The sequence below is a fragment of the Serinicoccus sp. JS2-9 genome (genome assembly GCF_059025165.1).
In genome coordinates this window covers 2750379-2774017 of record NZ_CM180091.1, presented here as the reverse complement: position 1 = coordinate 2774017, position 23639 = coordinate 2750379, and the positions used below count along the sequence as shown (strand labels likewise).

Below are 23639 nucleotides of genomic sequence, written 5' to 3'. Positions count from 1 at the left end.
CCGCGTGTGGTGCCCGGGGTTGCTCTGGGTGGAACATCAAGGAACTGTCGCCGGCCCTGTGCTGGTGGTGCCTGGATCTGAGTACGGCCTGCTGCCCTCACTGTTGTGGGGGTGTGGGTGGGGAAAGGGGTGGGTGCTGCTGGTGGGGTGGGTGCAAACACGCTGTTGGGTCCTGAAGGATCGGACCCCTGTCTGGGTTGGGAGCTTTGTGGGTTCTCGGTCTGGGTGGTGGTCGGGTTTTTCGGTGGCTGGGGCTGCTGGGTTCGGTCATACCCGCTCCGTGTCCCACGACGTGCACTGCGGTGTGTGTGGTGGGTGGGGGTGTGTGGTGGCTGGTTGTGCCTGGTGGTGGCTGGTTGTTGGTTGAGAACTGTACAGTGGACGCGAGCATCTTTGTGGCTTGTTTTGTTAAGTTTTTAAGAGCGCACGGTGGATGCCTTGGCACTAGGAACCGAAGAAGGACGTAGGAATCTGCGATAAGCCTCGGGGAGTCGATAACCAGACTGTGATCCGAGGGTGTCCGAATGGGGAAACCCGGCCAGTTTCATCGCTGGTCACCCGCACCTGAATGTATAGGGTGTGTGGAGGGAACGTGGGGAAGTGAAACATCTCAGTACCCACAGGAAGAGAAAACAACATGTGATTCCGTGAGTAGTGGCGAGCGAAAGCGGATGAGGCTAAACCGCGGCTGTGTGATACCGGGTAGGGGTTGCAGTCGTGGGGTTGTGGGAGTGTTCGTACCGGGTCTATCCGCCTGGTGCGCAGTGAGAAATCGCGTGGTGTAGGTGAAAGGTCTGGAAAGGCCTGGCGTAGACGGTGAGACCCCGGTAGCCGAAACATCCGTGACTGCGTGTGACATCTTCCCGAGTAGTACGGGGCCCGAGAAATCCCGTACGAATCTGGCAGGACCACCTGCTAAGCCTAAATATTCCCTAGTGACCGATAGCGGACAAGTACCGTGAGGGAAAGGTGAAAAGTACCCCGGGAGGGGAGTGAAATAGTTCCTGAAACCGTGCGCTTACAATCCGTCGGAGCCTGCCTGTTGGTGGGTGACGGCGTGCCTTTTGAAGAATGAGCCTGCGAGTTAGTGCTCAGTGGCGAGGTTAACCCGTGTGGGGAAGCCGTAGCGAAAGCGAGTCCGAACAGGGCGTATGAGTCGCTGGGTCTAGACCCGAAGCGGAGTGATCTACCCATGGCCAGGGTGAAGCGCGGGTAAGACCGCGTGGAGGCCCGAACCCACTTAGGTTGAAAACTGAGGGGATGAGCTGTGGGTAGGGGTGAAAGGCCAATCAAACTCCGTGATAGCTGGTTCTCCCCGAAATGCATTTAGGTGCAGCGTCATGTGTTTCTTGCCGGAGGTAGAGCTACTGGATGGCTGATGGGCCCTACCGGGTTACTGACGTCAGCCAAACTCCGAATGCCGGTAAGTGAGAGCATGGCAGTGAGACTGCGGGGGATAAGCTTCGTAGTCGAGAGGGAAACAGCCCAGATCACCAGCTAAGGTCCCTAAGCGTGTGCTAAGTGGGAAAGGATGTGGAGTTGCGAAGACAACCAGGAGGTTGGCTTAGAAGCAGCCACCCTTGAAAGAGTGCGTAATAGCTCACTGGTCAAGTGATTCCGCGCCGACAATGTAGCGGGGCTCAAGCACACCACCGAAGCTGTGGCACCAACATTATTGCTCAGCACCTCCACTTGTGGTGGTGTTCAGGCGTGTTGGTGGGTAGGGGAGCGTCGTGCCGGGAGTGAAGCATCCGAGTGATCGAGGTGTGGATCCGGCACGAGTGAGAATGCAGGCATGAGTAGCGAATGAAGAGTGAGAAACTCTTCCGCCGAATAACCAAGGGTTCCAGGGTCAAGCTAATCTGCCCTGGGTAAGTCGGGACCTAAGGCGAGGCCGACAGGCGTAGTCGATGGACATCCGGTTGATATTCCGGAACCGGCGAAGAACCGCCCAGTACTGAATCCGGTGATGCTAAGCGCCTGAAGCCGTCCATAGCTTCACACCTTCGGGTGTGGGGCCGGGTGGTGGAACGCGTGACCCGAGCCGGTAGTAGGTAAGCGATGGAAGGACGCAGGAAGGTAGCCTCCGCGTGGCGATGGTTGTCCACGTCGAAGAGCGCAGGGCCGGGGAGTGGTAAATCCGCCCCATCAGTGCCCGAGGCTTGATCGTGACCGCGTATGCGGGAAGCAGGGTGATCCTATGCTGCCAAGAAAAGTTCCTAGCGAGGTTCGAGCCGCCCGTACCCCAAACCGACTCAGGTGGTTAGGTAGAGAATACCAAGGCGATCGAGTGAATCGTGGTTAAGGAACTCGGCAAAATGCCCCCGTAACTTCGGGAGAAGGGGGGCCGTAGACGTGAAACCCCTTTGCGGGTTAGCGTTGACGGCCGCAGAGACCAGGGAGAAGCGACTGTTTACTAAAAACACAGGTCCGTGCGAAGTCGCAAGACGATGTATACGGACTGACGCCTGCCCGGTGCTGGAACGTTAAGGGGACGGGTTAACTCATTCGTGGGTGACGCTCTGAACTTAAGCGCCAGTAAACGGCGGTGGTAACTATAACCATCCTAAGGTAGCGAAATTCCTTGTCGGGTAAGTTCCGACCTGCACGAATGGCGTAACGACTTCTCCACTGTCTCAACCGCGAACTCGGCGAAATTGCACTACGAGTAAAGATGCTCGTTACGCGCAGCAGGACGGAAAGACCCCGGGACCTTTACTATAGCTTGGTATTGGTGTTCGGTACGGCTTGTGTAGGATAGGTGGGAGACTATGAAGCGGCCACGCCAGTGGTCGTGGAGTCATCGTTGAAATACCACTCTGGTCGTTCTGGATGTCTAACCTCGGTCCGTGATCCGGATCAGGGACAGTGCCTGGTGGGTAGTTTAACTGGGGCGGTTGCCTCCCAAAGAGTAACGGAGGCGCCCAAAGGTTCCCTCAGCCTGGTTGGCAATCAGGTGGCGAGTGTAAGTGCACAAGGGAGCTTGACTGTGAGACAGACATGTCAAGCAGAGACGAAAGTCGGGACTAGTGACCCGACGGTGGCTTGTGGAAGCGCCGTCGCTCAACGGATAAAAGGTACCCCGGGGATAACAGGCTGATCCTGCCCAAGAGCTCATATCGACGGCATGGTTTGGCACCTCGATGTCGGCTCGTCGCATCCTGGGGCTGGAGTCGGTCCCAAGGGTTGGGCTGTTCGCCCATTAAAGCGGTACGCGAGCTGGGTTTAGAACGTCGTGAGACAGTTCGGTCCCTATCCGCTGCGCGCGGAGGAAACTTGAGAAGAGCTGTCCCTAGTACGAGAGGACCGGGATGGACGAACCTCTGGTGTGTCAGTTGTCCTGCCAAGGGCACCGCTGATTAGCTACGTTCGGACGTGATAACCGCTGAAAGCATCTAAGCGGGAAGCACACTTCAAGATGAGGTTTCCAACACCCCACCGGGGTGGAGAGGCTCCCAGCTAGACGACTGGGTTGATAGGCCGGACGTGGAAGCACAGCAATGTGCGGAGCTGACCGGTACTAATAAGCCGACAACTTAACAACACACACACAAACACAATGCTCGCGTCCACTGCACGGTTCCCGACCCACAACCACACCCCCACCACAACAACACCAACCATGTTGTGACACAGGGACACCCACAGGGTCGACCACGTTACGGCGGTCATAGCGTCAGGGAAACGCCCGGCCACATTCCGAACCCGGAAGCTAAGCCTGACAGCGCCGATGGTACTGCACCGGAAACAGTGTGGGAGAGTAGGACACCGCCGGACTTCTTTTAGCACGAAGGGCCTTGGCCAGCACCACGCGGTGCAGGCCAAGGCCCTTCGTCATATCCCGCTGCCTTTGGCAGACTAGGGACGCGTCCAGGAGAGAGGATCCAGCGTGGAGGACAAGGACCGTGACCGGAACCGGCAGGCGCGCAGCGGGAGTGGCGGACGCCCGGGCGGGCCGCGAGCGGGGCGTCCACGCGACGACCGAGGACGGGACGACCGCGGGCGCGACGACCGCTCGGGGTGGCGCGGGGACCGCGGGGGCCCGCGACGCACCAGCGGTGCGGACGAACGGCGGGGTCCCCGGCGACACGACCGTGAGGGACGCGGGTGGTCCGATGATCGAGAGGGGCGTCGGGCGCCGCGCGAGGACCGTCCACCTCGGCCGCGCGAGCCGGAGCTGCCCGAAGGGGTGGATGCCGGCGGGCTGGACCGCTCGTTGCGCTCAGAGCTGCGGACCCTGAGCAAGGAGAACGCCGAGGGTGTCGGAGGCCACCTGGTCATGGTGGGCCGCGCGCTGGATGCCGAGGACTTCGATCTCGCGCTGGAGCACGCGCAGACGGCGGCGCGGCGGGCCGGGCGCGTCGCAGGTGTGCGAGAGACGCTCGGGGTGGTGCACTACCGCCGCGGCGAGTGGAGCAAGGCTCTGGCCGAGTTCCGCACCGCGCGCCGACTGTCGGGCAGCGACCACCTTCTCCCGCTCATCGCCGACACCGAGCGCGGACTGGGCCGCCCGGAGCGGGCGCTGGACCTGGCCGCGACACCCGAAGCCGCCCGGCTGGGCCGCGCCGAGCAGATCGAGCTGGCCATCGTGGTCGCCGGCGCCAGGGGCGACCTGGGGCAGCACGCCGCCGGAGTGCTCCACCTGCGTGATCTCGTGATGTCGGGCACCGGCAAGGAGCCCTGGGCGGCGCGGCTGCGCTACGCCTACGCCGCAGCGCTGGAGGCCGACGGCCGGGCGGCGGACGCCCAGGAGTGGTACACGCGGGCGGCTGTCGCGGACGCTCACGGGGAGACCGACGCGGTCGAGCTCCTCGGCGGGGACGTCGAGCCCTGGGTGGTCGACCTCGACGACGACGATGACAGCCAGGGCGGCGACGGCGATGAGCATGGCGGCACCGACGCGCCCCGGGAGACCGAGGGCAGGCCGTGACTCTGGTCCGGGGCATCCTCTGCGACCTGGACGGTGTCGTCTACCGCGCCCAGGAACCCTGCCCCGGTGCCGTCGACGGGCTGCTGAGCGCCCGGCAGGCGGGGGTGCGGGTGCTCTTCATGACCAACAACGCGTCCCGCTCACCGCAGGACGTCGCCGAGCAGTTGGCCTCCCTCGGGGTTCCCGCCGGGGCCGACGACGTGCTCACGGCCTCCCAGGTGGCGGCTGATGTGCTGGCTCGGCAGCGGGCGGACCTGCTCGAGGACGGCCGGATCTTGGCCGTCGGCGGTCCGGGGGTCGCGCAGGCGCTGCGGGAGGCCGGCTTCGACCCCTGCTCCCACGAGGAGGCGCGCGAGCTCGATGCCGCCGGGCGGGCCGAGACCATCGGCGCGGTCGTCCAGGGCTACGGCCCCACGGTGAGCGTGCCGGAGCTGGCGGAGGCGGCATACCGGATCCGTGCCGGCGCCACCTGGATGGCGACCAACGACGACGCGACCCTGCCGACCGAGCGTGGGCTGGCCCCCGGCAACGGGTCGCTGGTCGCGGCGTTGGCGCACGCCACCGGTGAGAGGCCGACGGTGACCGGCAAGCCGCACGCGCCCGCCTACGAGGTCGCCCTGGCCCGGCTGGACGTGCCTCGAGAGGAGGCGCTCATGATCGGTGACCGCCTCGACACGGATATTGCCGGCGCCCGGGCCGTGGGTCTGCGCAGCGCGCTGGTCCTCACCGGGGTGTCGACGCGTGAGGAGGCCGAGCACGCGGTGGAGGACCACCGGCCTGACGACGTCGTGGGCACGATCTCCGACCTGCAGCACCTCTGGAGCGACGATGACTGAGCACGGCACCGACGGCCACGCCGACCATCACGAGGCCCCGGTGGGCCAGGGGCGCCCCGCCACGGGTGACGACCAGGTGGATCAGACGCTGCGCACCCTGGACGAGACGTTGGCCGACGAGGACGCCGACCAGGTGGACGCGCTCTCCGAGGCGCACCGCCGACTGCAGACCAGGCTGACCTCGCCCGAGCCCGACCCGCCCGGCAGTGCCCGACCAGGACCCAGGTGAGCCAGCGGCTCGACGTCGCCCTCGTCTCCCGGGGCCTGGCGCCCTCGCGCAGCCAGGCTCAGACCCTGGTGCGGTCGGGGCTGGTGCTCGTGGACGGCCACGTCACCACCCGACCTTCGCATCCGGTCGACGGCCAGCGGATCACCCTCGAGGGCACCGGGTCGGGGGGTGACGCGGAGTGGATCCGGCGCGGCTGGGTCGGCCGCGGCGCGCTCAAGCTGGAGCACGCGCTGCGGACCTTCGGCGTCGACGCCGGTTTCCGACGCTGCCTGGACGTCGGCGCGTCCACCGGTGGGTTCACCCAGGTGCTCCTCGAGCACGGCGCCCGCTCGGTCATCTCCCTCGACGTCGGCCAGGGCCAGCTCGACCCGATGCTGGCGCGGGATCCCCGGGTCACGGACCTGCAAGGTGTCTCGGTGCGCGACGTGGCGGCGGCAGACCTCGGCGGACCGGTCGAGCTGCTCGTCGGCGACCTGTCCTTCATCTCCCTCCAGCTGGTCCTGCCGGTGCTGACGGAGTTGACCCAGCCGGGGGCCGACCTCGTGCTCCTGGTCAAGCCGCAGTTCGAGGTCGGACGGACCGCCCTGGGCAAGGGCGGTGTCGTGCGCTCCGGCGCGGCCCGGCACCAGGTGCTGGTCGACCTCGACCTCCGCGCCCGCGGGTGCGGGCTGTGCCCCCAGGGGCTGGAACGGTCGCCGGTGCGGGGTGGGCACGGCAACGTCGAATATCTCTGGTGGCTGCGGCACGGCGTCCACCCGAGGCCGGGCGAGGACCGTCCGGACGGCATGATGGGCTGTGGCCCCGCGCCGGACGTCCTGGCGGCGCGGGCGAGGGCTCTGACGCAGGAGGAGGACCGATGACGCGACGGATCATGCTGGTGACCCATCCGACCCGTTCCGACGTCCCCGACCTGGCAGCCGTTTTCGCGGAGCGGCTGGGTGCCCACGGCATCACGGTCGAGGTGGTCCCCGAGTCCGAGCCGACCCACCAGGTGGTCACCGACACCGAGGTGGTCGCGCTCAAGAGCCCGGTGCCGGCCCACGTGGACGCGTCGGGGTGCGAGCTGGTCGTCGTCTTCGGCGGGGACGGCACGATCCTGCGGGGCGCGGAGGTGGCCCGGCCGGCGGGCACGCCGTTGCTCGGGGTCAACCTGGGTCGGGTTGGCTTCCTGGCCGAGGCGGAGAAGGACGACATCGAGGCGATCATCGCCCGCATCGTCCATCGCGACTACCACGTCGAGGAGCGGATGACCCTCGAGGTCGACGTGCTGCACGAGGGCCAGATCGTGTGCCGCAACTGGGCGCTCAACGAGGCCAGCGTGGAGAAGTCGGCCCGGGAGCGGATGCTCGAGCTGGCCGTGGAGGTCGACGGCCGGCCGTTGTCGACCTGGGGGTGCGACGGGGTGGTCATGGCCACGCCGACGGGGTCGACCGCCTACGCCTTCTCCGGCGGTGGGCCGGTGGTCTGGCCCGACGTCGAGGCCCTGCTCGTGGTGCCGATCTCGGCGCACGCCCTCTTCGCCCGACCAGTGGTGCTCGGACCGGACACCCACCTCGCGGTCGAGGTCGTGCCGCACAACCACGTCACCGGAGTCATGTGGTGCGACGGGCGCCGCACGGTCGAGCTGCCACCCGGCGCACGCATCGAGGTTCGCCGCTCCGGGACCCCGGTCCGGCTGGCCCGGCTGGGCACCGGCCCGTTCACGGACCGCCTCGTCGCGAAGTTCGCACTCCCCGTGACGGGGTGGCGGGGCCCCGCCGGAGGGTCCGGGGGCGAGGCGTGACGCTGCGGCGCATCCGGATCCAGCAGCTGGGGGTGATCGAGGAGGCCGAGGTCGACCTCGTGGACGGCCTCAACGTCATCACCGGCGAGACCGGTGCGGGGAAGACCATGGTGGTCAGCGGGCTCGGTCTGCTGCTGGGTGAACGCGCAGACCCTGGCCTGGTGCGGGCCGGCGCCGACCGTGCGGTCGTCGAGGGCGAGGTCGACGTCGCACCGGACCACCCGGCGGCGCGGCGCGTCGACGAGGCCGGCGGTGACGCCGACGAGGGCCTCATCCTGGTGCGCTCGGTGGCGGCCGAGGGACGCTCGCGAGCCAGCGTCGGTGGACGCGCCGCTCCCGTCTCGGTGCTCGCCGAGGTCGGCCGACACCTCGTCGCCGTACACGGCCAGGCCGACCAGTGGCGGCTCCGGGACGCCGACCAGCACCGGCTGCTCCTCGACCTCGCGGGGGGTGAGGCGGTCGCCTCGGCGCGGACCGACTACGACGAGGCGTATGCCGCGTGGCTGACCGCCCGGGACCGGCTCGCCGAGCTGCAGCGTTCGGCGGCGGACCGGTCGCTGCGGGTGGGGGCGCTGCGCACGGCGCTGGAGGAGATCGAGCAGGTCGACCCGGCCGAGGGAGAGGAGGACGAGCTCCGGGCCGAGTCGGACCGGCTCACCCACGCCGAGGAGCTGCGGGCAGCCGCCCTCGCCGGCCACGACGCCCTCGTCGGGGGCGATCCCGTGACCGGAGCCGTCGACACGCCCTCGGTCACCGGCCTGCTCGCCGAGGCGAGCGCGGCGCTGGGCACCGCTGCGGAGCACGACGCCGACCTGGCGGCGCTGCTGCGCCGGATCCAGGAGCTGAGCTATCTCGCCGCGGACCTCGCGCCGGACCTCGCGACCTACGCCGGCGGGATCGAGGTCGATCCCGAGCGTCTGGACGCGGTGCACGGCCGGCGCGCGGAGCTCACCACCCTGCTGCGGCGCTACGGCCCCAGCACCCAGGAGGTGCTGCGGTTCGCCCAGGAGGCGGCCCGGGAGCTCGCGTCGCTCGACGTCTCGGAGGACGACCTGGCGCGGCTGCGTGAGGAGCTGGCCGACCTCCGCTCCCGGGTCGGCGCGACGGGGGCCGCGCTGGGGGAGGTGAGGCGGACGACCGCGCAGCGGATCGGGCAGGAGGTCACCGCCGAGCTCGCGCACCTGGCCATGGGGTCGGCCACCGTGGAGGTGTCGGTGGAGCTGCGCCAGCCGCGGACCGATCCTCCCGCCAGTCGGCCACAGCCGGTCGACAGCGAGCCCGGATCGGTCGAGGCCGCTCACGACGACAGCGTGCCGCTCCCCGACGGAGGGCGGGCGCTCGCCGCCCGGCACGGGCTGGACGTCGTCGAGATCCGTCTCGCGGCCAACACCGGTGCGCCCTCCCGCTCGGTGACGCGCGCCGCCTCCGGTGGTGAGCTCTCCCGAGTCATGCTGGCCCTGGAGCTCGTGTGCGGCGACGGCAGCGTGCCGACCTACGTCTTCGACGAGGTGGACGCCGGCGTCGGTGGCGCGGCCGCCCTGGACCTGGGAGCCCGTCTGGCCCGGCTGGGCCGGCACGCGCAGGTCGTGGTCGTCACCCACCTGGGACAGGTCGCGGCCCAGGCGGACCGGCACCTCGTCGTGCGCAAGAGCAGTGACGGACAGGTCACCCGCAGCGGCGTGGTGGCCGTCGAGGGCGCGGACCGCGAGGCCGAGCTGGCCCGCATGCTCGGCGGGGTCTCCGACTCCGACGCGGCCCTCGAGCACGCCCGGGAGCTGCTGTCGCGGCGTGCGACGATGGACGCCGGATGAGCAGCGCCCGCCGGACCCGGCACCCCGACCCGACGGTCCCCATCACCGGGACCGCGCGCGTCGACCCCCGGACCAAGAAGCTCACGGCGCGGCTCCAGGCGGGTGACATCGCCGTGATCGACCACGCCGACCTGGACCAGGTGAGCGCCAACGCGCTCGTCGCCTGCGCCCCCGCGGCGGTCGTCAACGCGGCCGCGTCGACGACCGGGGCCTACCCCAACATGGGGCCGCAGATCCTGCTGGAGGCGGGGATCCCGCTGCTGGACCGCGTCGGGCCGACCGCGATGGAGGTCTCCGAGGGCGCGAGCGCCACGGTCGTCGGGGACGAGCTCCGCGTGGGCGGCCAGGTGCTCGGCCGGGGGAGCCGGATGGACGAGGACCTCATCGCCGAGCAGCACGAGGCGGCGCGCGGCAACCTCTCGGAGCAGATCGAGAAGTTCTCCCACAACACCATGCAGTACGTCCGGGCCGAGCGGGAGCTGCTGCTGGACGGCATCGGTGTCCCCGACCTTCGCACGAGTTTCACCGGGCGGTATGCGCTCGTCGTGGTGCGTGGATATCACTACAAGGAAGATCTCCAGACCCTTCGACCCTTCCTGCGGGAGGCCCGCCCCGTGCTCATCGGGGTGGACGGCGGGGCCGACGCCCTCCTCGAGATGGGGCATACACCGGACCTCATCGTGGGCGACATGGACTCGGTGTCGGACGCCGCGCTGACGAGCGGCGCCGAGCTCGTCGTCCACGCCTACCGCGACGGCCGGGCACCCGGGCTGGAGCGGGTCGAGGCCCTCGGGGTGAGCGACGCCGTCGTGCTGCCCGCGCCGGGCACGAGCGAGGACATCGCGATGCTGCTCGCCGACGAGCTCGGCGCGGAGCTCATCGTCGCGGTCGGCACGCACGCCACGCTGGTGGAGTTCCTCGACAAGGGGCGGCAGGGGATGGCCAGCACCTTCCTCACCCGGCTGCGCGTCGGCAGCAAGCTGGTGGACGCCAAGGGGGTGAGCCTGCTCTACCGCTCGCGCATCCCCACGGTGTCGCTCGTCTGGCTGGTGCTGGCGGGGTTGTTCGCGCTGCTGGTGGCGCTCGCGGTGACGCCTGGCGGTCGGGCTCTGCTCGGGGTGCTCGCCGTACGATGGGACGACGTCTGGGCCTGGGTCGAAGGGCTGTTCTCGTGATCGATTTCCGCTACCACCTCGTGTCGCTGGTCGCGGTCTTCATCGCGCTGGCCGTGGGGATCGTGCTGGGCGCCGGCCCGTTGCGCGAGGGGATCTCCGAGACCCTGGACGAGGAGGTGGCCCAGCTGCGCACCGAACGCACCGAGCTGCGCACCGAGCTCGAGGCGGCGGACGCCCGCGCGGACGCCAAGGACGAGACCGTCGAGCTGCTGGGCGCGCGCGGGGTGAGCGGCACGCTGTCCGGGTCGCGGATCGGTGTGGTCGTGCTCCCGGGCGCGGATCGCGACCACGTCGCGCTCGCGCAGGACCGCGTCGAGGAGGCGGGCGGGGCGGTCGTGCTCGAGGCGGACCTGGACGCGGCGTGGGAGGTGGAGCCGGGCTCGGGGGACGAGGCGTCGGCCTTCCTCGACGAGCTGGCCGCCGGCCTGGTGGTGCCCGAGGTGGACGGTGAGCTGACGCTCGGCGGCATCCTCGCGGCGACGCTGGCGGGGGCCGACCAGGAGGGTCAGCTCGGTTCCTGGCTCGCGGCGGGTGAGCGGCTGCAGGAGGAGGGCCTGCTGGACCTCACTTGGGTCGAGGGCGGTGGTCAGGTCACCGACCGTCGTCCCCCGGAGGCGCTGCTGGTGGTCGGGGGCGGGCTCTCCGTCCTGGCGGAGGAGCCGGAGGATGCCGAGGCTCGTGCCGCCCTCGAGCGCCGGCTCGACCTCGTCGCCGCGCTGGTCGAGCTGGACGTGCCGCTCGTCGTCGCGACGGCGGGGACCGAGGAGGGTGCCGCGTCGCCCGGAGGAGGCCTTGACCCTCTGGTGCAGGCCGTGCGGGAGTCCTCCTCGCTCCGGGCGGATGCCTCGACGGTTGATGACCTGGAGGGAGCGGGCGGACAGGTGGCGGCTGCCCTGGCGCTCGCCTGGGAGATGCAGGAGGAAGCCGGGCAGTACGGCCTCGGTGAGGGAGCTGAGGCACCGGTGCCGGCCGCCCCACCGTTGCGGGTGGCCAACGACCCCACCCCGGGGGACGCCCCGATCACGGACCCGGTCCCGGTCGAGCCGCCCGTCGACGAGTCCGGCGACGACCTGGACGAGGACGCCAACGCCGTCGACCTGGACGAAGGGTCCGTGGATGACGCCGCGGAGGGCGCTGTCGACGACCCAGATGCCAGCACGGCGCCGTGACAGGAGCGCATGCGGCCGCCACGCCGGTGGCGACGGCGCTGCTCGGCGCCGCAGGCACCGCCGTCCTGCGCGGGCTGCACCGCCGCGGACGGTGGCTCGGCGGCAGCGCCCGGTGGGAGCGCACCAACCACCGGGGAGACCCGGTGACGCTGACCGAGGGCGTCGCGCTCGCGGTCGGCACGTCGCTCCCGCTCGTCGTCGTCGACCCGCCCGCCGCCTGCGCGGTGCTGCAGGCGGGCGCCGTCGGTGCGCTGGACGACCTGGGTGGGGGCAGTGCCGCCAAAGGGCTCCGGGGCCACCTCGCCGCGCTGGGTCGGGGCCAGGTGACCACGGGAGCGATCAAGGTCGTGGTCCTCGTGGAGGCGGGTCTGGTGTCGGTGCTGTGGTCGGACCGCCGTGTGGGGCGACCACTCGGTATGCCCTCGCTCGCCGGCGCGGCCCTGGTCGCAGGCGGCGCCAACCTCGCCAACCTCTTCGACCTCCGGCCGGGCCGGGCGCTCAAGGTCGGCCTGGCGCTGGCGCTGCCGCTGGGGGCACATCCTGCTGCGGCGGCGATAGCTGGCGCCGGGAGCGTGGTGCTCCCCGACGATCTCGCGGGTGCGTCGATGCTCGGTGACACGGGGGCCAACGCGCTCGGCGCCGCGGTGGGTCTGGCCGCGGCACAGCGGCTCGGCGGCAGGGGCCGGGGCCTGGCTCTGGGGGCCGTCGTCGGGTTGACGCTCCTCAGCGAAAAGGTCAGCTTCACCCAGGTGATCGAGCGGACCCCGGTGCTCCGGGAGCTGGACCGGTGGGGCCGGGCGTGAGCGGCGGCCCGAGTGGGCGGCTCGGGGCGCAGGGGCTGCTCGCCGCGGCCGGCACGGTCGCGGTGCTGACGCTGCTCTCCCGCGTCGTCGGGGTGGCACGCTGGGTCGCCTTCTCGCACGCGGTGGGGGTGACCTGCGTCGGTGAGGTCTACGCGACCCTCAACCAGCTCCCCAACGTGCTCTTCGAGATCGCCGCCGGCGGGGCGCTCGCCGCGGTCGCCGTGCCCCTGGTCGCCCGCCACCTCGGCCGCGGCGAGGAGGACCTGGCCGACCGCACGGCCTCGGCCCTGCTCGGCTGGAGCCTGGTCGTCCTGCTGCCGCTGGCCCTGTTCGTGGCGCTCGCGGCGGGGCCGATCGCCGCCGTGCTGCTCGGTGGCGACGCGTCGACAGACTCCTCGGGGGCAAGCTGTGCCCCGGACCAGGCCCGCGAGGTGGGGCGGCTCATGCTGCTCCTCTTCGCTCCGCAGATCGTGCTCTACGGCCTCGGCATCGTCCTGACCGGGGTGCTGCAGGCGCACCGGCGCTTCGTCGCGGCGGCCCTCGCCCCGCTGCTGTCCAGCGTCGTCGTCATCGCCGTCTACCTCGCCTTCGGCGCGCTCCACGATGCGACGGCGCCGCTCGCCGACCTCCCCACCCGGTCCTTCGTGCTGCTGGCCGGCGGGACGACGCTGGGGGTGGCCGCCCTCAGCCTGCCGTTGCTCGTGCCGGCCGTCCGCCTCGGCATTCGGTGGCGGCCGACGCTGCGCTTTCCCGTCGGCGCGGGCCGGGTGGCAGGGGCGTTGGCCGTGGCGGGGCTGGCCGCGGTCGGCGCCCAGCAGCTCTTCACCGTCGTCGTGCTGCTCCTGACCGGCCGCTCTGGCGTGGGCGGCATCGCGGTCTGGAACTATGCCCAGACCGTCTACCTGCTGCCCTACGCCGTGCTCGTCGTGCCGCTGGCCACCGCCGCCTTCCCGCGCCTGACCGACGCTCGCCCGCACGCGGCCCGGACGTTGCGGCATACCGTCCTCGCTGGGGTCGTCGCCGGTGTCGCAGGGACGGGGGCGATCGTGGCAGCTCGCGCGGAGGTCGGCACCGTCTTCCTCGCCCTGGACCGGGGACGGGACTCGGCGGGCCGGGCGACGTTGGAGGCGCTGCCCGCCACCCTGGGGGCGCTCGCGCCGGGGCTCGTCGGCTTCGCGCTCGTCGCGGTCTGCACCCGCGCGCTCTACGCCGCGCACCGGCCCCGCGCCGCCGCGGTCGGGGCGGTCCTCGGGTGGGCGGTCGCTGGTGTGGTCCCGCTGCTGCTGGTGCTCACGGGGGCGGCGGAGACGATCGGCCAGATCCTGGTGGCGCTCGCGGTCGGCTCCAGCATCGGGATGACGATCGCCGGGATCGCGCTCGCCGTCCTGGTCCGCGAGGCGTGGGGCCGGGAGTCGCTGCGCGGGCTGGGTCGCGCCCTGCTGGTGGCGCTGCTCGGTGCGGGAGTCGGGGTGGCCGCGGGCGCGTGGGTGCCCGTGGCGCCGGCAGGCTGGGCGGGGGCCGTGCTGTGGGGCGCCTGCCGAGGTCTGCTCGCGGTGGGCGGGGTCGTCCTGGCGATCGCCCTGCTCGACCGGCAGACGTGGTCGGTGATCCGGGCTCGCCTCCAGCGGTCCCGACCCGCGGCGACGGCTCGGCCTGACCCTGGTGATGATCGGTCCAGCCGCACCGATCCTCACCGGGGGGAGCCGATCGAGCGTGGAGGATCGGTCCAGCCGCACCGATCCTCGTCGCAGGAGACGGCCGCGCCCGCGCGGGTCCTGCTCGTCGCGGCGGTGGTCGGAGGCGGCGTGGGCCAGCACGTGCGCCAGCTGGCCGCCGGCCTGGTCGCCGACGGGCACGACATCACCGTGGCCTGCCCGTCCGAGGTGGCGCACCGGTTCGAGCTCGCGGACACCGGCGCGCGGGTGGTCGAGGTGGCCCTGGGTAGCCAGGCGCGCGGCGGGCTGACCCGACCGGTTCGACGCCGTCTGCGGCGGGCCGTCGACGAGGCCGACGTCGTGCACGCCCACGGGGTCCGCGCCGGGGCGGCGGTCGTGCTCTCCCGGCGAGGTGCTGGCCCGCCGGTGGTGGTCACCTCGCACAACGGTCCGCCCGCAGGCCGGGCCGGAGCCGTCTACGCGATTCTGGAGCGGCTGGTGTGCCGGCGCGCCGACCTCGTCCTCGGCGTCTCTCCGGACCTCGTCCGTCGCGCCATGGCCCGAGGTGCTCGCGCCACGGCCCTCGCCGTGGTGCCCGCCGACGTCACACCGCTCGACCCGGCCGCCCGCGCTCGAGCCCGGCGCGACCTGCGCGACGAGCTCGGCCTCGACCCGGGCCGACTGGTGCTGCTCACCGCTGGACGGCTGGCACCGCAGAAGCGGATCGGCGCGGCGATCTCGGCCTACCACCACCTGCTGCGCGACCGCGCCGGACCGGCAACCCCTGAGTCCTACGGACCGACGACACGACCTGCTGTGACGGGGTCGACCGACTCGGTCCAGGCACGTCCGGACCTCCCGGTCCTGGTCGTCGTCGGCGAGGGCCCGGAGGAGGCCGACCTGCGCCAGCTCGCCACGACCGCTCCGGGGGAGGTCCGGTGGCTGGGTCGCCGCGACGACGTGCCCCACCTGTTGGCGGCGGCGGACGTGGTGATCTCCAGCTCGGTCTGGGAGGGGCAGCCGCTCGTTCTGCAGGAGGCGCTGGCCGCCGGTGCCCCGATCGTGGCGACCGACGTCGGAGGCACGTCCCTCGTGCTCGGGGGAGCCGGCGTGCTGGTCGACGGCACCGACCAGGCCGTGGTGCCCGCGCTCGCCGCGGCGCTCGCGGACCTGCTCGCCGATCCGGACCGACGCGAGGAGCTGTCCGCGCTGGCCCTGGAGCGTGTGCAGCAGCTGCCCTCGGTCGCTGACGCCGTGGCGGCCGCCCACTCCGCGTACGTCCAGGTCCTGGCGTCCGGACGCAGCCGCGAGCGCTGAGCGAGCGGCGTGCCTGGGCAGCACGGGCGTCCACTCGACGGGAGCGCGCCACCCTTTCTCTGGCGGGAGGGCGGGGCCCCAGGCCCTGCCGAACCCCTGCCGAGGCGAGGTGTGCGACATACCGACGGGGTGTGCTGGAGCCGGGAGACGGTGACGTAGACTGCAAGCCCGTGGCGGAGACGACGAAACACATCTTTGTGACCGGAGGCGTCGCCTCCTCGCTCGGCAAGGGGCTCACCGCCTCCAGCCTGGGGTTCCTGCTCCGCAGCCGGGGGCTGCGGGTGACGATGCAGAAGCTCGACCCTTACATCAACGTGGACCCGGGCACGATGAACCCGTTCCAGCACGGCGAGGTCTTCGTGACCGAGGACGGCGCAGAGTGCGACCTGGACATCGGCCACTACGAGCGCTTCCTCAACACCGACCTGTGGGGCCGCTCCAACGTCACGACCGGGCAGGTCTACAACGACGTCATCGCCAAGGAGCGGCGCGGGGACTACCTGGGCGACACGGTGCAGGTCATCCCGCACATCACCAACGAGATCAAGGCCCGGATGCGGGCGGCGGCCGAGCGCCCCGACGACGAGCGCCCCGACATCATCATCACCGAGGTGGGCGGCACCGTCGGCGACATCGAGTCGCTGCCGTTCCTCGAGGCCGCCCGGCAGGTGCGGCACGACATCGGCCGCGCCAACTCCTTCTTCCTCCACGTCTCGCTCGTGCCCTACCTCGCGCCGAGCGGCGAGCTGAAGACCAAGCCCACCCAGCACTCCGTCGCCGCGCTGCGCCAGGTCGGCATCACCCCCGACGCGCTCGTGCTGCGCGCCGACCGCGAGATCCCGACCGGCATCAAGCGCAAGATCTCGATGATGTGCGACGTCGACGCCGACGCGGTCGCCGCGGCCGTCGACGCGCCGTCGATCTACGACATCCCCAAGGTGCTGCACCGGGAGATGCTCGACGCGTATGTCGTGCGCCACCTCGGCCTGCCCTTCCGGGACGTCGACTGGTCGGCCTGGGACGCGCTGCTGGAGCGGGTGCACGAGCCGGAGCACCGGGTGGAGATCGCGCTGGTCGGGAAGTACGTCGACCTGCCGGACGCCTACCTGTCGACCACCGAGGCGATCCGCGCCGGCGGCTTCCGGCACGACGCCGGAGTCGACATCCGGTGGGTCGCCTCCGACGAGTGCCGCACCGAGGCCGGGGCCACCAAGGCGCTCGGTGGGGTCGACGCGATCCTCGTGCCCGGCGGCTTCGGCGTGCGGGGCATCGAGGGCAAGATCGGCGCGCTGCGCTGGGCCCGCGAGCGGCAGGTGCCGACGCTCGGCATCTGCCTCGGACTGCAGGCCATGGTCATCGAGCACGCCCGGCACGTCGCCGGGATCGAGGGCGCCAGCTCGACCGAGTTCGACCCCGACAGTGAGGCTCCCGTCATCGCGACGATGGAGGAGCAGAAGTCCTTCGTCGAGGGCGCCGGCGACCTGGGCGGCACCATGCGGCTCGGGTCCTACCCCGCGGTGCTGGCCGACGGGTCGGTGGTCGCCGAGGCCTACGGCCAGACCGAGGTCACCGAGCGGCACCGGCACCGCTATGAGGTCAACAACGGCTATCGCGAGCAGCTCGCCGCGGCGGGCCTGGTCTTCAGCGGCCTGTCCCCGGACGGCACCCTCGTCGAGTTCGTCGAGCTGGACCGCGAGACGCACCCCTACTACGTCGCGACCCAGGCGCACCCGGAGTTCAAGTCGCGGCCCGACCACGCGCACCCGCTCTTCGCCGGGCTGGTCGAGGCGGCGCTGGACGCCCAGCGCAGCCAGCGGCTGGTCGAGGTCGAGGGCAGGCCGCGCCAGCACGAGCTGCCCGCGGCCCGCGCATGACGCTCGGCGCCGGACGGCTCGCGCGGAGCGAGCTCGTCGACCTGCCCGGGCCTCGGCCGGTGCGTCGCAGCGAGGTCGCCGTCCACGGCGCGGTGTGGGACGTGCTCCGTGACGAGGTCGAGCTGGAGGACGGTCTCGCCACTCGCGAGTACGTCCACCACACCGGCGCGGTCGCCGTGCTCGCGGTGCGTGAGGACCGCGGGGAGCCGGAGCTCTTCGTCATCCGGCAGTACCGCCACCCCATCGGCACCGAGGACTGGGAGATCCCCGCCGGGCTGCTCGACGTGGAGGGGGAGCCCCCGGTCGAGGCCGCCCGCCGCGAGCTGGCCGAGGAGGCCGACCTGCGGGCCGAGCACTGGGAGCCGCTGGTCAGCTTCACCCCCTCGCCCGGCGGTCTGGACGAGACGATCCACGTCTTCGTCGCGACCGGTCTGTCGGACGTGCCGCAGGCCGACCGGCACGCGCGGGAGGGCGAGGAGGCGGGTATGCCGTGCGGCTGGGTCACGCTCTCCGACGCCGTCGCGGCGGTGCTGGGAGGCCAGGTGCGCAACGGACCGATGATGATCTCGGTCCTGGCGCTGCATACCCGCGACCAGCGCTGACGCGACTCATCCTCAGAATTCGACCATGGGTTCTCGCGCCGGTGCGCGAGAAGCGGTGGTCGAATGCGGGGCGGAGCTGGCGGGGCGGGGCTGACCGGGCAGGTCAGAGCGGGACGACCGAGATTCCCATGAGAAGGAAGATCACCTGGGTGGTCATGATGAGCAGGCCGCCCCCGACCAGCAGCACGACGACGCCGTAGCCACCGCGGTTCGTCACAGTGTCCGGGGTCGGTGCCCGATGGTCGCGCCAGCCGCCGATCTCCCAGAGCGCGTAGGCGAGAACGCCGAGGCCCCCGGGCAGGCCGAGCACCCAGAACCAGAACCATCGGGTGCCGTGGCGTGGTCGCGTCCCGCTGACCAGGTGGATGAGGGCCCCGCCGACGAGCAGGAGTCCGCTCACGAGAGCGACCTGCCCCACCCTGCCGGTCCAGAGCGTGCTCGCAGGCTCACCCACCTGCTCCTCCAGCTCCTGCTCGAACCAGCTGGCGTCCTCGGCGGTGAGCTGGAAGTAGCTCCCGACCTCGGGGAGGCCATACTCCGGGACGACGATCCTCGGCCGCGCGCCGGAGGGTGCATAGATGACCGTGACGTCGCCCCGGTCGAGACGGTCCTGGTCCGAGGTCGTGTGCACCTCGGTCCGCTGCCACCAGGTGGCCAGGCCCGACGGTGCGCCTGGGCGCTCCTCGGAGAGCACGTAGGAGCGGACCGTGCCGTCCTGGAGCTCCTGCTCGGCGACCCCCTGGCTGACGAGCTGGTATCCGCCGCCCCAGGACGCGACGACATGGGTCGCCCAGAGCAGCGCGACCGCGAGGGACAGCATCGCCCGCACCGGCAGCCGACGTCGGGAGTCAGGGGGCGCTTCGGGGGAGCCGCCCGGCTCGGCGAGGGGCTGACTGCCAGGGCCCGCCGGGGCCTCGGCGTCGGCGGTCGAGGGCTGGCTGTCCCTGGTCATGCTTCATCCTGACACGGCGTAGACTGGGCGGCGCGTCCGGCGCGGGGTGACGACCCGCCGGTGACGGGGGCCGACGGCATACCGCGGCAGTTCCTTCGCCACCGGCGCCGCGCGTCCGGCGAGACCGACGAGCAGAGGCCGAGGACTCCTCGGCAAAGGTGTGGTGGCACCGCGACCTGGCCCCCGCCCACACCTCCCGGGCTGCCCACAGCGGCATCGCCGGGCGGTGGTCCTCCACCCTCTCCGGCGTGCCGCGCCGAGAGGAGAGAGATCATGCTTCGCACCCACGAGGCCGGCACCCTGCGGCCCGAGCACGTCGGCACCACCGTGACCCTCACCGGATGGGTGGCCCGGCGCCGCGACCACGGCGGCGTGGCCTTCATCGACCTGCGCGACGCCAGTGGTGTCGTGCAGGTGGTGGCCCGCGACGAGGTCCTGACCGGGACCGCCCACGACCTGCGCAGCGAGTACTGCGTCAAGGTCACCGGCGAGGTCACCGACCGCGCCGAGAAGGACGTCAACCCCGAGCTGCCCACCGGCGGCATCGACGTCGTCGCCGCCGAGATCGAGGTCCTGAGCGAGGCCGCGCCGCTGCCCTTCCAGATCGACGAGCGGGTCAGTGTCGGCGAGGAGGCGCGGCTCCGGCACCGCTACCTCGACCTGCGCCGGCCCGGCGCCAGCGCGGCGGGTCAGAACCTCAGGTTGAGGTCGAAGGTCAACGCCGCTGCACGCACCGTGCTCGCCGAGCGCAACTTCGTCGAGATCGAGACCCCCACGCTCACCCGGTCCACGCCCGAGGGGGCACGCGACTTCCTCGTGCCCGCGCGGCTGCAGCCGGGCAGCTGGTACGCCCTGCCGCAGAGCCCGCAGCTGTTCAAGCAGCTGCTCATGGTCGCGGGGATGGAGCGCTATTACCAGATCGCCCGGTGCTACCGCGACGAGGACTTCCGCGCCGACCGGCAGCCGGAGTTCACCCAGCTCGACATCGAGATGAGCTTCGTCGAGCAGGACGACGTCATCGAGCTCGGCGAGGCGGTCGCCGCCGCGGTCTGGCGCACCATCGGGGTGGAGCTGACGACGCCCTTCCCGCGGATGACCTACGCCGAGGCGATGCGTCGCTACGGCTCGGACAAGCCCGACCTGCGTTTCGGCGTCGAGATCACCGAGTGCGCCGACTACTTCGCGGACACGCCGTTCCGGGTGTTCCAGGCCGAGTATGTCGGCGCCGTGGTCATGCCCGGCGGTGGCAGTCAGCCGCGGCGCCAGTTCGACGCCTGGCAGGAGTGGGCCAAGCAGCGCGGGGCCAAGGGCCTGGCCTACGTCACCGTGGCCGAGGACGGCACGCTCGGTGGGCCGGTGGCCAAGAACCTCTCCGACGCCGAGCGGGACGGCCTGGCTGCCCACGTCGGCGCCGAGCCGGGTGACTGCGTCTTCTTCGCCGCCGGTGCGACCAAGCCCTCCAGGGCCCTGCTGGGCGCGGCCCGGGGCGAGATCGCGCGCCGCTGCGAGCTCATCGACGAGGGCGCCTGGAGCTTCCTCTGGGTGGTCGACGCGCCGCTCTTCGAGCCGGCCTCCGACGCGGTGGCCTCCGGCGACGTGGCCGTCGGCGCCGGCGCCTGGACCGCCGTGCACCACGCCTTCACCTCGCCGAAGGCGGAGTTCCTCGACACCCTGGAGTCGGACCCGGGCTCAGCCCTGGCGTATGCCTACGACCTCGTCTGCAACGGCAACGAGATCGGCGGCGGGTCGATCCGTATCCACCGCCGCGACGTCCAGGAGCGGGTCTTCGCGATCATGGGCCTGACGCCGGAGCAGGCGCAGGAGAAGTTCGGCTTCCTCCTCGAGGCCTTCAAGTTCGGCGCGCCCCCGCACGGCGGCATCGCCTTCGGTTGGGATCGGATCGTGGCGCTGCTCGCCGGCACCGACTCGATCCGCGACGTCATCGCCTTCCCCAAGTCCGGCGGGGGCTTCGACCCGCTGACCGCCGCGCCGGCCCCGATCACGCCCGAGCAGCGCGCGGAGGCCGGCGTGGACGCCGAGCCGGAGCCGGACGAGGCAAGCGCCGAGTAGCCCGGCTGCGGCGGAGCAGGAGTCGGCACAGCAGTGAGCCGGAGGTCCAGGGCTGTGTTGCTGCAGGGTGCCTGCTGCGTGATGCACGTGCGGGCGAGCGACAGGCAGCAGGGCATGACTGTCCTGTGCGCGACACGCCGAGGAGGTCGTCAGGTGAGCATCCGCGAGTGCCAGGCGCGGGCGGTGCGGTAGCCGAGCCGGTCGTAGACCGCCCGGGCAGCGGCGTTGTCGCTGAACATCCCCAGCGTGCACACGCCGTGCTCGGCCAGGGACCATCGGGTCAGGGCCGCCGAGACGACCGACGCCAACCCCTCGCCGCGCCGGTGCTGCGCGGTCACGATGCCGGCCAGGTGGGGGATGCCGGTCGCCTCCCGCTCGGCCCCGCCGATCGCGACGAGGTCGCCCGCGGGGTCGCGCAGCCCGACCCATCGGTGGACCCGACCGGTCCCGATCTCGGTCCACACCCGCGGGTTGTGCCGCTCGGTGAAGGCGCGCAGCTCGGCCTCGTCCTCCCGGTCGTCCAGGGGTATGACGTGTCGCTCGCGGGCGTCGACGGGCGGCTCGTCCTCGGTCCAGCGCCACTCCCAGTCGCCTCCGTCGGCCAGGTCCAGGACGGCGTGCGCCATCGCGGCATGGGCCTGTGGCACGGAGACCGAGCGGGCGCCGAGACGCCTGAGGTGGTCGCCGTCGCGGAGCCCCGTGAGCGCCGACCGGACGCGGTCGCTCTCGGTGCGTGACGGCATACCGGAGGGGAGGGGAGCGATCCAGAAACCGGGCCGGTGCCCTCGCCGCTGCACCACCGCGACGTCGTCGTGCACCCACGCCTCGCCGGGCAGGGGATCGGGGAGGCACCAGCGCACCCACGGGTCGGCGGCCGAGCGCTCGAGCAGCTCGGCGTGGGTGACCTGCCGAGGCGGGGTCTGTCGGGGCACGGGGTTAGCCTGACAGGCGTGACGGACCTGTTCACCTCCGCCGCAAGCGATCCGAGCGCGTCCGACGCGAGCGGGGCGCTGCTCGCGCCCCTCGCGGTCCGGATGCGACCCCGCACCCTCGACGAGGTGGTGGGCCAGCGCGACGCGCTGCGGCAGGGCTCCCCGCTGCGCCGGCTCATCGAGGGCAGCGGGGGAGCGGCCGGACCGTTGTCGGCGATCCTGTGGGGGCCACCGGGCACCGGCAAGACGACCCTGGCCCACCTCGTCGCCCACGCCGCCGACCGGACCTTCGTCGAGCTCTCTGCCGTGACCGCCGGGGTCAAGGACGTGCGCGCCGTCATGGAGCAGGCCGTCCAGGAGCGCTCGCTGCACGGCAGGCAGACGGTGCTCTTCCTCGACGAGATCCATCGCTTCACCAAGGCCCAGCAGGACGCCCTGCTGCCCGGGGTGGAGAACCGCACCGTCATCCTCGTCGCCGCGACGACCGAGAACCCCTCCTTCTCCATCATCGCGCCGCTGCTGTCCCGGTCGGTCCTGGTGACGCTCACCTCGCTCGACGACGACGACGTGCGTGGGGTCATCGGGCGGGCGCTGGAGGACGAGCGTGGTCTGGGCGGTGCCCACACGCTGGCCGAGGAGGCCACCGAGCACGTCGTCCGCATGGCCGGGGGCGACGCCCGCCGGGCTCTCACGACGCTTGAGGCGGCGGCCGGCGTGGCCGCCGACGACCGGGCGGCGGGGCGCGAGGACGACGTCACGGAGATCACCCTCGCCCAGGTCGAGCAGGCCATGGCGCAGGCTGCAGTGCGCTACGACCGGGCCGGTGACCAGCACTACGACGTCGCCAGCGCCTTCATCAAGTCGATGCGAGGCTCCGACGTCGACGCGGCGCTGCACTACCTGGCCCGGCAGCTCGAGGCGGGGGAGGACCCCCGCTTCATCGCCCGGCGCATCGTCATCTCGGCCAGCGAGGACGTCGGCATGGGTGACCCCACGGCCCTCCAGACCGCGGTCGCCGCCCAGCACGCGGTGGCGCAGATCGGCATGCCGGAGGCGCGGATCATCCTGGCGCAGGCGGTCGTGCACAACGCGCTCGCGCCGAAGTCGAACGCCGCCTACGCGGCGATCAACGCCGCCATCGCGGACGTCCGGGCGGGCAAGGGCGGACCCGTCCCGCCGCACCTGCGGGGCACGGGGTATGCCGGGGCCGCGCGCCTCGGTCACGGCGAGGGCTACCGCTACACCCACGACGAGCCGGCCGGGGTGGGGCAGCAGCAGTTCCTGCCCGACGACCTGGTGGAGGCCGACTACTACCAGCCCACCACGCGCGGGTGGGAGGAGCGGCTGGGCCCGCGCTGGCGCGACCTGCGCCGGATCATCCGGGGGGCGCCCCGGGACCGCGACTGACCGCATACCCGAGGCTGCCGGAGCGTGCAGACGGGGCTGCCGGAGCGTGCAGACGGGGCTGCCGATCGGGGGTGATGGGGTGCGGGGGCGCGAG

At 71.5% G+C, this 23639-nt stretch carries 16 protein-coding genes and 2 rRNA genes; 16 read left to right on the top strand and 2 right to left on the bottom strand.

Annotated elements, in window-relative coordinates; genetic code table 11:
- Positions 1 to 406 precede the first annotated feature (406 nt).
- The 14 genes from AC5PYY_RS13385 (at position 407) to AC5PYY_RS13320 (ending at position 18184) form a co-directional block, all read left to right on the top strand.
- Positions 407 to 3544: ribosomal RNA gene (locus tag AC5PYY_RS13385) — 23S ribosomal RNA — on the top strand.
- Between the two features lie 116 nt (positions 3545 to 3660).
- Positions 3661 to 3777: ribosomal RNA gene (gene rrf, locus AC5PYY_RS13380) — 5S ribosomal RNA — on the top strand.
- 412 nt (positions 3778 to 4189) lie between these two features.
- Positions 4190 to 4930 carry a tetratricopeptide repeat protein gene (locus tag AC5PYY_RS13375; RefSeq protein WP_493897299.1) on the top strand — a complete coding sequence of 247 codons (741 nt, stop codon included), beginning with the start codon at positions 4190 to 4192 and terminating at the stop codon, positions 4928 to 4930.
- Positions 4927 to 5766 (top strand): HAD-IIA family hydrolase, encoded by an 840-nt coding sequence (locus AC5PYY_RS13370; protein WP_493897298.1) that lies wholly within the window; start codon positions 4927 to 4929, stop codon positions 5764 to 5766. The genes AC5PYY_RS13375 and AC5PYY_RS13370 overlap by 4 nt, the downstream gene beginning before the upstream one ends.
- On the top strand, positions 5759 to 5995 hold the full coding sequence (locus AC5PYY_RS13365) for a hypothetical protein (protein WP_493897297.1): 237 nt from the start codon (positions 5759 to 5761) through the stop codon (positions 5993 to 5995). Before AC5PYY_RS13370 ends, AC5PYY_RS13365 begins: the two co-directional genes overlap by 8 nt.
- Positions 5992 to 6855: a TlyA family RNA methyltransferase gene (locus AC5PYY_RS13360; protein ID WP_493897296.1), complete on the top strand. Its 864-nt coding sequence runs from the start codon at positions 5992 to 5994 to the stop codon at positions 6853 to 6855. Before AC5PYY_RS13365 ends, AC5PYY_RS13360 begins: the two co-directional genes overlap by 4 nt.
- Positions 6852 to 7778, top strand: coding sequence for an NAD kinase (locus AC5PYY_RS13355; RefSeq protein WP_493897295.1), 927 nt, complete (start codon positions 6852 to 6854; stop codon positions 7776 to 7778). Before AC5PYY_RS13360 ends, AC5PYY_RS13355 begins: the two co-directional genes overlap by 4 nt.
- Positions 7775 to 9589: a DNA repair protein RecN gene (gene recN, locus AC5PYY_RS13350; RefSeq protein ID WP_493897294.1), complete on the top strand. Its 1815-nt coding sequence runs from the start codon at positions 7775 to 7777 to the stop codon at positions 9587 to 9589. The genes AC5PYY_RS13355 and recN overlap by 4 nt, the downstream gene beginning before the upstream one ends.
- Complete coding sequence (gene steA, locus AC5PYY_RS13345) at positions 9586 to 10764, top strand: putative cytokinetic ring protein SteA (RefSeq protein WP_493897293.1); 1179 nt, start codon at positions 9586 to 9588, stop codon at positions 10762 to 10764. The genes recN and steA overlap by 4 nt, the downstream gene beginning before the upstream one ends.
- Positions 10761 to 11933 (top strand): copper transporter, encoded by a 1173-nt coding sequence (locus AC5PYY_RS13340; protein ID WP_493897292.1) that lies wholly within the window; start codon positions 10761 to 10763, stop codon positions 11931 to 11933. The genes steA and AC5PYY_RS13340 overlap by 4 nt, the downstream gene beginning before the upstream one ends.
- On the top strand, positions 11930 to 12736 hold the full coding sequence (locus AC5PYY_RS13335; protein WP_493897291.1) for a hypothetical protein: 807 nt from the start codon (positions 11930 to 11932) through the stop codon (positions 12734 to 12736). Before AC5PYY_RS13340 ends, AC5PYY_RS13335 begins: the two co-directional genes overlap by 4 nt.
- Positions 12733 to 15708, top strand: a complete 2976-nt coding sequence (locus AC5PYY_RS13330) for a lipid II flippase MurJ (RefSeq protein ID WP_493897290.1) — start codon at positions 12733 to 12735, stop codon at positions 15706 to 15708. Before AC5PYY_RS13335 ends, AC5PYY_RS13330 begins: the two co-directional genes overlap by 4 nt.
- A 170-nt stretch (positions 15709 to 15878) precedes the next feature.
- The gene (gene pyrG, locus AC5PYY_RS13325; RefSeq protein WP_493897289.1) at positions 15879 to 17582 is read left to right on the top strand and encodes a CTP synthase; all 1704 of its coding nucleotides are present in this window, start codon (positions 15879 to 15881) and stop codon (positions 17580 to 17582) included.
- Positions 17579 to 18184: an NUDIX domain-containing protein gene (locus tag AC5PYY_RS13320; protein ID WP_493897288.1), complete on the top strand. Its 606-nt coding sequence runs from the start codon at positions 17579 to 17581 to the stop codon at positions 18182 to 18184. The genes pyrG and AC5PYY_RS13320 overlap by 4 nt, the downstream gene beginning before the upstream one ends.
- A 103-nt stretch (positions 18185 to 18287) precedes the next feature.
- Here AC5PYY_RS13320 and AC5PYY_RS13315 read toward each other — a convergent pair whose 3' ends face one another.
- Positions 18288 to 19136 (bottom strand): hypothetical protein, encoded by an 849-nt coding sequence (locus tag AC5PYY_RS13315; RefSeq protein ID WP_493897287.1) that lies wholly within the window; start codon positions 19134 to 19136, stop codon positions 18288 to 18290.
- A gap of 273 nt (positions 19137 to 19409) precedes the next feature.
- Between AC5PYY_RS13315 and aspS the strand changes: the two genes are divergently transcribed.
- Positions 19410 to 21206 carry an aspartate--tRNA ligase gene (aspS, locus tag AC5PYY_RS13310; RefSeq protein WP_493897286.1) on the top strand — a complete coding sequence of 599 codons (1797 nt, stop codon included), beginning with the start codon at positions 19410 to 19412 and terminating at the stop codon, positions 21204 to 21206.
- A 149-nt stretch (positions 21207 to 21355) separates the two neighbouring features.
- Here the strand turns inward: aspS and AC5PYY_RS13305 are convergent, their stop codons facing one another.
- Positions 21356 to 22138 carry a GNAT family N-acetyltransferase gene (locus AC5PYY_RS13305; RefSeq protein WP_493897285.1) on the bottom strand — a complete coding sequence of 261 codons (783 nt, stop codon included), beginning with the start codon at positions 22136 to 22138 and terminating at the stop codon, positions 21356 to 21358.
- 18 nt (positions 22139 to 22156) lie between these two features.
- Between AC5PYY_RS13305 and AC5PYY_RS13300 the strand changes: the two genes are divergently transcribed.
- Complete coding sequence (locus AC5PYY_RS13300; protein ID WP_493897284.1) at positions 22157 to 23545, top strand: replication-associated recombination protein A; 1389 nt, start codon at positions 22157 to 22159, stop codon at positions 23543 to 23545.
- The last annotated feature ends 94 nt before the right edge of the window (positions 23546 to 23639 follow it).

Excerpts from the sequence above, each read along its gene's own strand:
- AC5PYY_RS13320 (WP_493897288.1), top strand. The coding sequence starts at position 17,579 with ATGACGCTCGGCGCCGGACGGCTCGCGCGGAGCGAGCTCGTCGACCTG.
- AC5PYY_RS13365 (WP_493897297.1), top strand. The coding sequence starts at position 5,759 with ATGACTGAGCACGGCACCGACGGCCACGCCGACCATCACGAGGCCCCG.
- AC5PYY_RS13315 (WP_493897287.1), bottom strand. The coding sequence starts at position 19,136 with ATGACCAGGGACAGCCAGCCCTCGACCGCCGACGCCGAGGCCCCGGCG.
- steA (WP_493897293.1), top strand. The coding sequence starts at position 9,586 with ATGAGCAGCGCCCGCCGGACCCGGCACCCCGACCCGACGGTCCCCATC.
- AC5PYY_RS13355 (WP_493897295.1), top strand. The coding sequence starts at position 6,852 with ATGACGCGACGGATCATGCTGGTGACCCATCCGACCCGTTCCGACGTC.
- aspS (WP_493897286.1), top strand. The coding sequence starts at position 19,410 with ATGCTTCGCACCCACGAGGCCGGCACCCTGCGGCCCGAGCACGTCGGC.